The sequence below is a fragment of the Empedobacter brevis genome, from assembly GCF_965118635.1.
GTDB classification, from domain to species: domain Bacteria; phylum Bacteroidota; class Bacteroidia; order Flavobacteriales; family Weeksellaceae; genus Empedobacter; species Empedobacter brevis_A.
In genome coordinates this window covers 112,967-126,828 of sequence record NZ_CBCPHV010000001.1, presented here as the reverse complement: position 1 = coordinate 126,828, position 13,862 = coordinate 112,967, and the positions used below count along the sequence as shown (strand labels likewise).

General features: G+C 29.5%; 10 protein-coding genes. 8 read left to right on the top strand and 2 right to left on the bottom strand.

Translation table 11 applies throughout. The features are described from left to right. Positions 1 to 93 precede the first annotated feature (93 nt). Together ACMHJW_RS00590 and ACMHJW_RS00585 are read right to left on the bottom strand one after the other, a co-directional pair. Positions 94 to 2,514, bottom strand: a complete 2,421-nt coding sequence (locus ACMHJW_RS00590) for a hypothetical protein (RefSeq protein ID WP_413531579.1) — start codon at positions 2,512 to 2,514, stop codon at positions 94 to 96. Positions 2,515 to 2,604: 90 nt separating this feature from the next. Beyond that, on the bottom strand, positions 2,605 to 4,815 hold the full coding sequence (locus ACMHJW_RS00585; RefSeq protein WP_413531578.1) for an NADP-dependent isocitrate dehydrogenase: 2,211 nt from the start codon (positions 4,813 to 4,815) through the stop codon (positions 2,605 to 2,607). 350 nt (positions 4,816 to 5,165) lie between these two features. Here ACMHJW_RS00585 and ACMHJW_RS00580 point away from each other — a divergent pair, with 350 nt between their 5' ends. The 8 genes from ACMHJW_RS00580 to ACMHJW_RS00545 all read left to right on the top strand — a co-directional run bounded on the left by ACMHJW_RS00580 (position 5,166) and on the right by ACMHJW_RS00545 (position 13,862). Beyond that, positions 5,166 to 6,113 carry an endonuclease gene (locus ACMHJW_RS00580; RefSeq protein ID WP_413531577.1) on the top strand — a complete coding sequence of 316 codons (948 nt, stop codon included), beginning with the start codon at positions 5,166 to 5,168 and terminating at the stop codon, positions 6,111 to 6,113. A gap of 28 nt (positions 6,114 to 6,141) precedes the next feature. Further along, positions 6,142 to 6,615, top strand: a complete 474-nt coding sequence (locus ACMHJW_RS00575; protein WP_413531576.1) for an Lrp/AsnC ligand binding domain-containing protein — start codon at positions 6,142 to 6,144, stop codon at positions 6,613 to 6,615. A gap of 9 nt (positions 6,616 to 6,624) precedes the next feature. Then, complete coding sequence (gene deoC, locus ACMHJW_RS00570) at positions 6,625 to 7,368, top strand: deoxyribose-phosphate aldolase (RefSeq protein WP_413531575.1); 744 nt, start codon at positions 6,625 to 6,627, stop codon at positions 7,366 to 7,368. A 225-nt stretch (positions 7,369 to 7,593) separates the two neighbouring features. Beyond that, on the top strand, positions 7,594 to 8,451 hold the full coding sequence (locus ACMHJW_RS00565) for a helix-turn-helix domain-containing protein (protein ID WP_413531574.1): 858 nt from the start codon (positions 7,594 to 7,596) through the stop codon (positions 8,449 to 8,451). 173 nt (positions 8,452 to 8,624) lie between these two features. Then, a complete protein-coding gene (locus tag ACMHJW_RS00560; protein ID WP_413531573.1) occupies positions 8,625 to 9,170 on the top strand; it encodes a hypothetical protein in 546 nt (181 codons plus the stop codon). Positions 9,171 to 9,220: 50 nt separating this feature from the next. Then, positions 9,221 to 10,027: a molecular chaperone gene (locus tag ACMHJW_RS00555; RefSeq protein ID WP_413531572.1), complete on the top strand. Its 807-nt coding sequence runs from the start codon at positions 9,221 to 9,223 to the stop codon at positions 10,025 to 10,027. Next, complete coding sequence (locus tag ACMHJW_RS00550; protein WP_413531571.1) at positions 10,017 to 11,042, top strand: hypothetical protein; 1,026 nt, start codon at positions 10,017 to 10,019, stop codon at positions 11,040 to 11,042. The genes ACMHJW_RS00555 and ACMHJW_RS00550 overlap by 11 nt, the downstream gene beginning before the upstream one ends. A 102-nt stretch (positions 11,043 to 11,144) precedes the next feature. Next, entirely contained in the window at positions 11,145 to 13,862 is a 2,718-nt protein-coding gene (locus ACMHJW_RS00545) for a hypothetical protein (RefSeq protein ID WP_413531570.1), read from the top strand.

The window sequence follows — 13,862 nt, the reverse complement described above, 5'->3', positions numbered from 1 at the left end:
TCTTTTATGATCTTTAAAATCGACAAACCCGATTATATTATCGACGAATTGATTCAAAATAAAAAACCTCGAGAATTTCTCGAGGTTTTTGCCTTAATTTATTTTTCCTTCATAATAAACAGGATTTCCTTTTTCGTCAAAACCAATTATGGTTAATTGATAATCTTTTGGTTTATCATTGTTGAAATATTCTAGTTCTGTGTTTTCTCCTGGTTCTGAATATAAATTCGGATTCCAAAACAAAGTGCTTCTTATATCATTTGGAACAGCATTGTAAAGCGATTCGTAATCATCTAAACTAAAATATGGCAAAGATTGATTGTAACCTCCAAGTTGAATTAAGTTATTTGGAAGCATTGGTGTATTATCAATTGTTGCTTCTTTTCCTCTTTTCGAATAAATCGCAATTGCATTTCCAAGTAAACCATTTCCTTTAAAAATTTTTACCATTGCAATATCTCTTACATTGATGCTATTTAAGTTATCCGAAGAAACTTTCATTTCGTTCCAATAAATTGCAACATCAGAATTTCTGATTTTCGGAACTCCGTTAGAAACTGTTAATCCTGCAACTCTTCCTGCTAAAAAATCAGCAATGTTTGTATAACCTTCTATTGGCTGAGATTCATTAACAAAATCAATAATGGTTTCATTTATACTTTGAAACATTCCTGTACTTAATTCATTATTCAGTTGTTCTGTTTTTGATTTTTTATCTGCTTTTACAACAACTTCTTTCAAGCGAATACTTTTATCATTGATGATTTTTATATTCTCTTTATATGTATTTTGTTTTTCGATTTCTTCTTTATTAGTAATTTCTTCTAACAAATAAGATGTTGCTGGCAATTTAGATTTATAACTTGTGCTTTTGTAATTTGGCACAACAGACAATGTTAAAGTTCCGTTATTAGCTTGTTTTCCATTCTCCGAATTCAAGAAATAATTCATAGCCATTGGACCATAATAAAACAAATTGTTCATTTCGAAATCTCCTTCATAATTAGTATCAAGCGTTGCAAATTCTTTTCCATTATTCTGCATTTTGTAAATAATACTTAGCGAAGCATCACTTAATTCTCTTCCGTTATTATATGCTTTTATTTTATACGAAAGATATCTTCGATTGTTGTCAATCGTTGGTTTTACGACATTTCCGACAACTAAATCCTCCCAATTGAATCTTCTCCATTTTTCTGAAATTAGAAGCGCATCTAAATTTTCTGAAAATTTATTATTTTTAAAATATTGTGTTGGATAACTAATTTTTGAACTAAAATCTCGTGTTAATAACATTGCTGAAATTAAATTATCTTCATCTGGATTTTTTTGATCTTTAATAACTGTTGAAAAATTAATCTCTTCAGGATATTTTAGTTTTATTGTATTTAATTCGCGCGGATTAGTTGTTGTTTCGAAAGCAACTTCTGGTTTTTTATACAATTCTTTTGGATGAATAAATATCAAACGATTGGCAACTTGAATATCATTTGCATCAAAAATTGCAATATTCAAAACTCCTTTGTCATTATCCAAAACCTCTTTTGGTACATAAGTAGAAACCGATTCAACACTTTTTACAATTTGAGAACTCATGACAAGTTCATTATTTATTGTTCCAATAATCTTATAATTCAATAAAGGATTTTCTTGGTTAATACTTTTCAATTGTATTGCAATATCTTTACTATTTCGAACAACTTTCAATAAGACTCCAGCTTTTTTAGCTTCAGGTAAATCAATAATTTGTTGATTTCCTTTTTCGTCATTCAATTGCACTTGATACAATTTTCCTTCTTCTGCTCTTAACGAAAAAGTTGCTACATTTTCGTCTAAATTCTCGAATGTTGCGATTTTGTTGCTTGGATTATTTTTTTCGAAAACAAAACCATTCCATTTTTTTGGTAATTCTCCGTCAAATTTTAATCTTATTGCAAATTTTGTTGTTTGATTTTGAATGAAGTTCCCTCCTTCTGCAAAAGCTTTTGCATTCCATTTTAAATTTGGATTTGGAACAAGTTTTAACTTAGAAGTTGGATTGTAAATCTTTAATTGATTGATATATTGAAATTCTTCTGGAAAAAAAGTCATGTAAGTTGTATAAGCTCTTACAAAGTAAATTCCTTCCTCATTTTCGTTTTTAGTATTTAGTGTTCCATCACTTTCTCCATTAACAATCGGAACTAATTTTCGGTCAACTAATTTCTTGTCTTTATCATATAATTCTACAATAAGATTGGTCGAAATTAAACTCGGTTTATAGCCATTTAGTGTATAAGCCTTAAACCAAATATTATCGCCCGCGATGTAATCTTCTTTATCGAATAATAAATAGACTTTTTCTTGTGCATAATTTGTCTCTAGACTTTTTATCGCCGTTTCTAATTTTGATTGAGCAAAAGTAAAAAGCGAACAAAAATAGAAGACGAATAAATAAATATATTTCATACGAGAATGATTAATCAAATAGAATAAATTTGAATTCTTAAAATTATCATATTTAGACGAATTCATTCAAACTTTTTCTTAAAGTTTATTAAAACTTTAAATAAAAAAACCTCGAGAATATCTCGAGGTTTTACTTTATAAAGAAATGTTGTTAGATTAAATTCCGTCAACAATTGCATTTAATGTTGCAGATGGACGCATTGCAGCAGTTGTTTTTGCAAAATCTGATTTATAGTAACCACCAATATCTTGTGGTTTACCTTGTGCTCCGATTAACTCTTCGTTAATTTTTGCTTCATTCTCTTGCATTGCTTTTGCAATAGGCGCAAATTTAGCAGCTAAATCAGCATCTTTTGTTTGATTAGCTAATGCTTCTGCCCAATACATTGCTAAATAGAAATGAGAACCTCTGTTATCGATAGTTCCTAATTTACGACCTGGAGATTTATCTGTCGCTAAGAATTTAGCATTTGCTTCGTCTAAAGCATCAGCTAAAATTTGAGCTTTTGTATTTCCTTGTGTTTGAGAAACGTGCTCTAAAGAAGCTTGTAATGCTAAGAATTCACCTAAAGAATCCCAACGTAAATAACCTTCTTCGATAAATTGTTCGATGTGTTTTGGAGCAGATCCTCCTGCACCTGTTTCGAATAATCCTCCTCCGTTCATTAATGGAACGATTGATAACATTTTAGCAGAAGTTCCTAATTCTAAAATTGGGAATAAATCTGTTAAATAATCACGTAATACATTTCCTGAAACAGAAATTGTATCTTTTCCTTCTCTTGCACGTCTTAATGTTTCTTTCATTGCATCTTTAACGTCCATGATACGGATATCTAAACCAGTTGTATCGTGATCATTTAAGTATTTTTCAACTTTTTCGATGATTTGTTGATCGTGAGCTCTGTCTTTATCTAACCAGAAAATTGCTGGAGTATCAGATAAACGAGATCTATTAACTGCTAATTTAACCCAATCTTGGATAGGAGCATCTTTTGTTTGACACATTCTGAAAATATCAGCTCCTTCAACTTTTTGCTCTAATAATGTGTTTCCGTTTTCGTCTTCAACTTTGATTGTTCCGTTTGCAGGAGCTTGAAAAGTTTTATCATGAGAACCATATTCCTCTGCTTTTTGAGCCATTAACCCAACGTTAGGAACAGAACCCATTGTTGTAGGATCTAATGTTCCATTTGCTTTCATATCGTTTACAACAGCTTCATAGAAACCTGCATAAGAACGGTCTGGAATAATTGCTACAGTATCTTCTTCAGCACCATCTTTGTTCCACATTTTACCTCCATTTCTTACTAATGCAGCCATAGATGCATCAACAATAATATCAGAAGGAACGTGGAAATTTGTAATACCTTTATCAGAATTAACCATTGCTACACGTGGTCCGTTTGCTAAATCTGCTTCAATTGCAGCTTTAATTTCTGCTTCTTGTGCATGACCTTTTATTTTTTCAAATAAATCTGCTAAACCATTATTAGGATTAACGTCTAATGATTTGAAAGTTTCTGCATATTTTACGAAAACATCTTTGAAGAAAGTTTCAACAACAGCTCCGAAAATAACTGGATCAGAAATTTTCATCATTGTAGCTTTTAAGTGAGCTGACAATAATACATTTTTATCTTTTGCTTCTTGAATTGCTTCTTCAACAAATGATTTCAAAGAATTCAAATTCATTACAGAAGTATCAATTACTTCTCCAGCTTTCAAAGGGGCTGCTGATTTTAATTCTTGAACTGAACCATCTTCTCCGTAAAATTTGATTGTATAGTTCGTCGCGTTTTCTAAAGTAGTTGAATTTTCTGTACCATAGAAATCACCAGATTTCATGTAAGCTACTTCTGTTTTACTATCTTTTGCCCAAGCACCCATTTTATGAGGATTAGCTTTTGCATAATTTTTGACAGCTTTTGGAGCGCGACGGTCTGAGTTTCCTTCACGTAAAACTGGGTTTACAGCAGAACCTAAAACTTTACCATATTTTGCTTTAATCGCTTTTTCTTCTTCATTTTTTGGTTCAGCAGGATAATTTGGTACAGCAAAACCTTTCGCTTGCAATTCAGCAATCGCTTCATCTAATTGAGGAACAGAAGCCGAAATATTAGGTAACTTAATGATATTTGCTTCCGGAGTATTCGCCAAAGCTCCTAATTCTGCTAAAGCATCAGGAATTCTTTGTTCTTCTTTTAAGAATTCAGGAAAGTTAGCTAAAATACGTCCAGCTAAAGAAATATCCGGAACTTCGATTGTAATATCAGCTGTTTTTGTGAATCCTTTAACGATTGGCAAAAATGAATGTGTTGCCAACATCGGAGCTTCATCCGTAAGTGTGTAATGAATTTTTGACATTATGTTTTAAATTTTTTTGAGACTATTAGAGAATAGCCAATTAAAAATACATTTTTTCAATTTTTGAATGCAGATAATGCAAACTTTGCAAATATACAATTTTTAAGAGATTAAATTAACCATAAATCAATCATTTACACGAATTATAACGGAATAAATAATATGATTTTTAATAGGTATGCAAGTTGATAATTTATTGAATAAAAATTGTTCAAGTTGATAATTTTTAAGTGTTTTTTTTTTCAACTTCACTGCAAAATCAACATTAAAATATTCTGGGTTGGATTTGTAAGTATGCCGCTAATTTTTATAAACCTACTTTCTTTCTTATTTTAGCAAAAAATAATTTTTTGAAACAAAATTTCGCGACAATCGCATTTTATAATGTCGAAAATTTTTATTCTAAATCCTCTGACGAATCTTTTTTGCCGAGTAATTTTACAAAATGGAAAGATAATCGTTACGAAACAAAGGTGAATAAAATTGCCTTTTGTATTTCTAAAATAGGAAAACTAGAAACCAACCAATTACCTTATTTAGTTGGGTTAGCAGAAGTTGAGAACGAAGAAGTTTTAAAAGATTTAGCAGAGAATTCCTTTTTGAAAGAAGGAAATTATAAAGCATTATTGTATGAATCATTGGACGAAAGAAAAATTAATGTTGGATTACTTTATCGACAAGATTTTTTTGAAGTTTTAGAAAGCGAACCAATTCGATTTGTCTTTAAAGATCAAAATGACAATAAATCGTACACACGAGATATTCTATATGTCAAAGGAAAATTATTTGGAGAAATAATACACCTTTTTATTGTTCATCTTCCTTCAAAAATTGATAAAGAAATCAATCAATTAAAACGTCAACATATTTTTAAAATCATCCGAAAAAGGGTTAACGATTTATTAACCGAAAATTTTTCGGAGAAAATTATCCTTATGGGCGATTTTAATGATTCACCTACAACTGAAGATTTGCGTTTGGAATTAAATACAAGATCAAAACAAGAAGAGATAAAAGCAAAAGAATTATTCAATCCAATGGTTAATTTACAATCACATAAAAGAGGTTCTTTGATTTATAAAAAACAATGGATGTTGTTCGATCAGCAATTATTCTCAAAAGGATTTTTGACTTCGAAATCAAATTTAGAATATGTTAAAACTAATATTTTTGATGCTGATTTTTTAAAGAATTCTGGCGGAAAATCAAGTGGTTTACCATTTAGAACATTTGTTGGCGGAAAATATTTCGGTGGATATAGCGACCATTTTCCCGTTTATACCATTTTAAAATATTAAATTTGTAGCGGTTTAATTTTAAGAATAGGTGAGAATATACGAAAACGGTCAAGTTGAAATTGACGGAATCGATAAATTGATTCTGAATGCCTTTATGGACAATGCAAACATACCTGTTTCTAAGTTAGCAAAGGAATTAGCAATCTCAAATACGGCTGTTCATCAACGAATCAAAAAGTTAGAAGCTTCAGGAGTTATAGATTCTACAAAAGTTATTGTGAATCCTGCGATTCTAGGTTATTCGACTATGTCATTTGTTGGTGTTTTCATGGACAAACCTTCTTCTTATAAATTAGTTGTAAAAGCTTTGGAAGAAATTCCAGAAGTAGTAGAAGCGCATTTTACAACAGGAAATTATGGAATTTTTCTTAAAATTCTAAGTCGTGATAATTTACATTTAATGAATGTTTTGAACAAAAAAATTCAGCAAATTGATGGAGTTACACGTACCGAAACTATAATTTCTTTGGAACAACCAATAGATAGACAAATAAAACTTTAATATACAAAGATGAATATTAATCAATATTTAGACTCGACGTATCTTAAAACACCTGAACAAGCAGGTATTTCAAATTCTGATACATTAGATACCGTGCACAAATTGGCACAAGAAGCTATTGATAATGATATTTATGCAGTAATGATTCGTCCTGATTATGTAAGATCAGTTCGTGAATTATTGGATGAAAAAAAATCGAATGTTGTTTTAGGAACTGTAATCGGTTTTCCTGAAGGAACTTATGATTTGAATGAAAAGTTGAGAGAAGCGCAAAAAGCAATTGCTGATGGAGCCGATGAATTGGATTTTGTAGTGAACTACGAAGCATTCATAAAAGGTGATACAGATAAAGTAAAAGAAGAAGTAGAAGCTGCTACTTTAGTTGTTTTACGCGAAGGTAAAATCATAAAATGGATTATCGAAACTGCTGCTTTAACAGATGAACAAATCATTGAAATAACTCAATTAATTCGTGATACAGTTTTAGCAAAAGTTGAAGATGAAAATGCATCAAAAGTTTTTGTAAAATCTTCTACAGGTTTTTATAAAACTCCAAATGGAGAACCTAATGGAGCAAACGAACATGTTATCAAGTTAATGCTTGAAAACTCTGGTTTACTTCCTGTAAAAGCATCTGGTGGAGTTCGCACAACAGAAGAAGCTGAAAAAATGATCGCTTTAGGCGTAAAAAGAATTGGAACATCTTCTGCTTTAGCAATTGTAAAAGGTGAACAAGCTGCTGAAGGTTATTAATAATCTTGCTTCAAAATATTTCTAAAAGTCTCAATGTAAAATTGAGACTTTTTTATTTATTAAAAATTAGCTTCCTTTTTTATCATATTTAAAAAAAAGCTATAATAGAGTATTATATTGATTTTTTTGGAACATTTTTGATTATAACTTGATTTCTATCAACTAATTTGATTAAAAAAGGTTGTAATTTTGCATTAGAACATTATAAAGAATAAGAACATGTTGATGGATAATAGTAATGTTTATAATACAAAAAGTTTTGAAATTGGCTTAACCGCCTTCGAACTTAATCATATTAATGCTATTGAAGATTGGAACGATAAATTTTCGATTAGCGATTATTATGGAATTATTTGGTCAGGATCAAAAAAATTCTACCATATCATAAATAATAAAGAATATATTTTACCTAAAAATAGTTTTCTTTTTATCGCACCGAATGTTATACAGGATTTTATTAAGCAACCATCTCGAAGCGATGCTTATTACATTATTTTCAAACAAGAATTTTATTCAAAATCGATTGAAGACAATCTCAAATTAGAAAATTCTACACTTTTTTCGAGAGATTTGGTTAACATTGTTGAGAATAATATTTGTTCTGCTCCAATTTTCGAAAATAATTACATCAAATATTTTTTTACTTCTTTTGAGAATGAACTTGATATAAAGTTAGCTCACAACCTTTTGGAGCGAATAATCATTAATGGACAAATGGAAACATTTGATATTCAAAGTCAATTTACCCAAAATGATTTTGATGTAGAACTTGCGACAAAATTTAAAAGACTTTTACAGGATAATGTAAATGAATACAAACATGTTTCATTCTATATTGATAAACTTTTTATTACAAAAAGAAGATTAAATAAAGCGACACAAATTGTTTTTGGTAAAACTGCAAAAGAAATGATTGTGGAAGAATTGATGAAAAATGCAAAGATTTTATTAATGAATTCAAAAATGTCAATAAAAGACATAGCATTAGAACTCAACTTCCTTCAAGAGACCAATTTTACAGCGTTTTTCAAGAAAAATACAGGAATTTCTCCGACTAAATTCAGACAAAGTGCTCCGAATTAAATAGTTAGAAATGTCATTTTTCATCATATTTTGGTATTTTTTTATCTTTTGTGATAGAAAAACAACTTCTACATTTGCAACCGCATTTGAGAATAACAAACCTTCTTAAAGATAACTACTACCAGATTATTTAACAAATATTTTTTAATAAATTTTTAACAAATTATAAAATGATGAAAAAATTAGCATTTATTTTAACGATTTTCTGTGCATTAGTTTCTGGAATGGCTATTGCTCAAAGTACTGCAACTGCAACATTAAATGTAAAATTATACCCAATCCAAACAATTCTTATTGGTGGAGATAACACAGTTAACTTAGAATATAAAACAAAAGAAGATTATTCTAACGGTGTTACAGCAAACATGACTGATCACTTAGTTGTTTATAGTACAGGTGGTTTCGCAGTAAAAGTAAAATCTGAAAACGAAAACTTAGTTTTCACAAAAGATGGAACTTCTGATAAAATTGCTGCAAATACAATTGACTTACAAGCAACTTTAGGTACAGGAAACGTATTAAACTCTTCTAACTTTAGTAATGTTGTATTAGATAATTCTGATAAAAAATTAATTTCTAGTACAGTTGGTGGTACAGATTTAAAATTCAACATTGCATATAAGGGAAAAGGAAACAACGATTATGTAAACAAATATTACAATGTTGAAAATCCTAACGTATATACAACAACTGTTACTTATACAATAGAAGCACAATAATATAAAAAAATAAGAAGTGATATTTTTCAATATCACTTCTCTTTTTACTTATGAAAGTTCTTCGTTTTTTAACAATCGTTTCTCTTTTAGCATTAATCATTTCAACAAAGATTAGTGCACAATCAGGTATTTCTGTAAGTCCACCAAGGACTTATTTTACATTAAACCCTGGCGAATCTGAACGAAAAAAGATTTTGGTAACTAATGTTAGTGATGTAAATACATTAGAGTTATCTGTTTCGTTTAAGGATTGGAAGTATGATGAATTCGGAGCCAATGTTGTTTCGGAAACAAATACCTTACCTACAAGTAATGCAAACTGGATCACAGTTTTACCAAATAACACCTTTACACTTTTGCCAAAAGAATCGAAAGAAATAGAAGTTCTTATGCAAGTTCCAGAAAAGATAAATGATGAAAGTGTGCATACTGCGATGATGTACATTACGCAAACAAATCCAATTGCAGGGCAAAATAAACGTGGAGAAAATATCAAAATTTCAATTCGTACAGGTGTCAAAATTTATCAACGATTAAATATTGCACGTGATACGAATATTGAGTTCACTGATTTTGTCTATGATAAAGCTGAAAATCGATTGATATTGAATATTTCAAACAATGGAAATGTTTGGAGTGAAGGAACAATCAAGAATGAAATCATTAATCAAGAAAATGGTGAACAAATAAAACTGCAAGATGCCGTTTTTTATAGTTTACCTAATGATAAACGAATTGTATATATACCTTTGCCTAATAATTTAGCAAAAAGCTCGTATATTGTTACCTCAACTTTAAGTTTTGAGAAAGATGATCAATTGAAAATTGCTGAATTGACATTCTCAAATGATAAATAATAATTTCTTTCAAAAAATAATTTCAACAATTATATTGTTGTTGACAATTACAACTTCTGCTCAGTTTACAATAAATGCGCACAACAATGGTTGGATTCTAGTCAATGGCAGCAATGGAGCTACCATAACAAATGTTGTAGCTATTGAACTACATATGAATGGACCGTTGAACTATAAAAAGTGGTCTTTAGTTGCACGAGTTGTGTCACCTATTGTTAATTCAGATAAAAAAGAATTTCCTGTAGAAAAATTGAAACTAAAATTCAATAATCATAAGCCTTCTCAATATTATTCTGAAAATTACCCTACACCAAATCAATTAGGAATTATACAAGATAATATTGCAATGAGATTTACTTCCAACTATTTTATTCGAAATTCTCCTTTAACAATTGCACCTCCATCAGGAAGATACGGAGGAATTGTTTTGAATTATGATATTGTAATTGATGCAGGAAATTATCTAAATGCGTTAAAGTCTTGGAACAATTATACAATTCAATTAGAATTTTCATTGTTGAATGAATTTGGAGAAATAATTGGAGTTAGTCCTTTTTCACTTCTAATGCAAATTAGTCCAAATGGAAATTACGAACCAGCTCCTACTCTATCTATTGCAGTAAATGGCTCTGCTGTGAATGGAGAATTGGTTTTCAATACCATTCAAGATTATAGAAATGGTGTAAAAAAAGAATATCAAAATGGTTTGGTTATTTCTTCTGATACAGCTTACGATATTCAAGTTTCGTCTCTTAATCAGTATTTACAATCAAATGAATCCCAAAATTTGGAATTAAATTCGATTAATGTTCAGCTAAAAGATACCGAAACGAATCGTTTATCGAAAGAAATAAAACTTTCCAATTACAATCAATCTTTGATAACGAATAGTTCTAAAACGACATCAAAAAAATATAATATTATTTATTCTACAACTCCGTCGGATAATAAAATTTTAAATAGTAAGCCAGGAAATTATTCAACTTCTTTGCTGTATACGATTACACCTTTGTAAAGCAATATGCTCTTTTCTATCAATTATTTTCGAAGCGTATTTTTTATTCTGCTTTTCATTTTTAGCGGACAAAATTTGCATGCTCAAAATATAAATAATGGATTGAAATTTAGTACAATAAAAGAAGTTAAATTAGAAGATGACAACAACTTTTCTGTTATTCTTCAATTAGAAAATACGACGAATGATACTATAAATGCTCTTTTGGATCTTAAAATTCCTTCATCCATTAGATCATATTCACAAGATAATCTTCAACTAAAAATCAATCCGAAAAATAAAGCCTTTATTCCAATGCAATTTACGGTAAACAAATCGCAAATGGCTGGAAAGTTGGATTTAGAATTTAGTCTAATTGATTTTTTAAGCAAAAAAGAAATCGGAAAATCAATAACATCAGTTATTGTTTTACAAAAAAGAAACATCAAGATTTTTCCTGTTCAAAGTACTATTTTTTATCGTCAAGAAGGAGATTCTATTCATTATGAATTGAAAGTAATGAATATGGGAAATCAAGCAGAAGAAGTTTTATTAACCAATGTTTTGCCAGATTTCAGAGGAAATTTCATTTCTGACAATAAGCGAATTAAAATTGATGCTTTTCAAGAAAAAACGGTTCGATTTTCTAAATATGTCGATCGAGACATGATGAAAATTGAAGGATTTCAAGCTAATGTTTCGGGTTATACCAATACAAAAGATTTTGCTGGAAATGTATTTTTTATGATTCAAAATGCTAGTTCAAATCGTGTTTATACAGATCCAACTATGCTGAATCAAAATTGGACGAATTTTTCAACAAACTATGTTCGATTATCTGCTCGAGATATCAATTCAACCAATGCAAATTATAACTTAATGGCGCATCAAGAATTTTCTGTTGGGTTAAATGAATTTGCTTACAATATCAATGGAACTTCGTGGCAAAATGATCAAGATATGGTTTTGACTGATTCTTGGATAAAATATCAACGCAAAAACAAAGGAATTCTAATTGGATCAATCAATAATAATGATTTTGATATTCCAATTAACGGACGAGGTTTGATGTTGTTTAATAATTATGATAAAAACAACAACCGAATTGTAGTTGGAACAGTCGAAAAAAATTATAATTTATTAGATGATTTAAACAACGATATTTTCAAAAATAGCCATACAACTTTTGCAAATAGTCGATTTTTAATAAAAGATAAAAACGAATTAGAAACAACTGCTTTGTTCGATAGAAATTATTCGACAACTAATTTCGTTTTAACAAACGGATACAAGTGGATAACACCAAATAAGTGGACGCACTCAGTAAAATTTGGTTATGGTTTATCAAAATTTAAAGAAACAAATGATATCGAGAATTCATTATCGGTTTCTGCAAATGTTTCGGGAACAATTGGAAAGTTTGATTTTTATAGTTCCAATTATTATAGTTCGGGATATTACCCTGGAACGCGACGTGGCGCATTGTATTTAAATCAGCGTTTGCAACGCACATTTTCAAAATTTTCGATGTGGTCTTCGTTAACCATTACCAATAATAATCCAAAATCTATTGATCCGTATTTGATAAATTATCTGCAAGCAAACGAATCGAAAGCTTTGCGTTTTGAAACAGGAATTTCATTCAAATTAGCGCACCATTTCAATTTGTCAATTTCTCCTAAATTCAACATAGAAAAGTCAAATATTCTGAATTATGAGAAATTTACATATTCGCCCATGCATTTTAAATCAATTTATTTAAATGGATCTTTTACATGGTTATCAAATTCACGCGTACATCAATTAGTATTCAATACTTTGGGCGGTTTTTCTGAGTTAAATGATTTAAATAAAATCGATCCTATTGTTTATGGCCAATTCACGTGGAATGTTAAAAACTTTCAGTTAAATACAATTTATCAACGCGGAAGTATGATGATTGCGGAAGTTTATTCTACTTACAATCTAAATCATCAATTAGAACGCTTTACCACTTCAGCAAGTTTTCGTCAAAGCTTTTTTCAGAAAAAATTAAATACATCGGTTTCGACTTATTACAATATTGATAAAAATTTTGGGAATACAATAACTTTTGGCGCTAATGTAGATTATCACCCAATTGATAATTTTATTTTGAGTGCTCAAGCTAATTTAAGCCATTACGATTCGAAAATATTGTATAGTAAACAAACTTATTTACAAGTTGGTGTTCAATATAATTTACCTGCAAAAAGCGCTGTTACCGATGTTAAAAACGGAACATTAAATTTATTTGTATTCTATGATTACAATGCAAATGGTATTTTTGATGAAGGTGATAAAGTAGCTGATAGCCGAAATGTTAAGATAAATGACACTAATTTTATTACAGATTTGAATGGAAATATTAAGTATAGAAAAGTTCCTTATGGAAGTTATTTAATCAAATTTCCTGGACAGAAATGGTTTGCTCAAGATTATATCATTAATATCAATGAAAAGACGACAACTATTTCCATTCCAATGCAACAAACTGGTGTTGTGAGAGGAAAAGTCGAATATGAATTGTCATCTAAATTAGAATATCAAGTTTCTGCAAATTTATTTGGATTTACATTGATTTTTAATCACGAAAATGGACAAATTTTTACAGTGAAAACAAATGATAGAGGTGAATATACAGCCTTCTTACCTGTCGGAAATTATACATTTTATCTTTTAGAAAACAGTTTACCAGAACATGTTTATGCAAAAAAACATCTGAATAAAGTTACAGTAGAAAAGGAACAAAACATAGAATACGAACCACTTATTCTAAAAATTAAGGAACGAAAAGTTAATATTAAACGTTTTGGAAGTTAA

Bases quoted from the DNA above. Each gene is read 5' to 3' on its own strand.
- ACMHJW_RS00560 (WP_413531573.1), top strand. From the start codon at position 8,625: ATGAAAAAATTAGCATTTATTTTAACGATTTTCTGTGCATTAGTTTCT.
- ACMHJW_RS00555 (WP_413531572.1), top strand. From the start codon at position 9,221: ATGAAAGTTCTTCGTTTTTTAACAATCGTTTCTCTTTTAGCATTAATC.
- ACMHJW_RS00565 (WP_413531574.1), top strand. From the start codon at position 7,594: ATGGATAATAGTAATGTTTATAATACAAAAAGTTTTGAAATTGGCTTA.
- ACMHJW_RS00585 (WP_413531578.1), bottom strand. From the start codon at position 4,815: ATGTCAAAAATTCATTACACACTTACGGATGAAGCTCCGATGTTGGCA.
- ACMHJW_RS00550 (WP_413531571.1), top strand. From the start codon at position 10,017: ATGATAAATAATAATTTCTTTCAAAAAATAATTTCAACAATTATATTG.
- ACMHJW_RS00590 (WP_413531579.1), bottom strand. From the start codon at position 2,514: ATGAATTCGTCTAAATATGATAATTTTAAGAATTCAAATTTATTCTAT.
- deoC (WP_413531575.1), top strand. From the start codon at position 6,625: ATGAATATTAATCAATATTTAGACTCGACGTATCTTAAAACACCTGAA.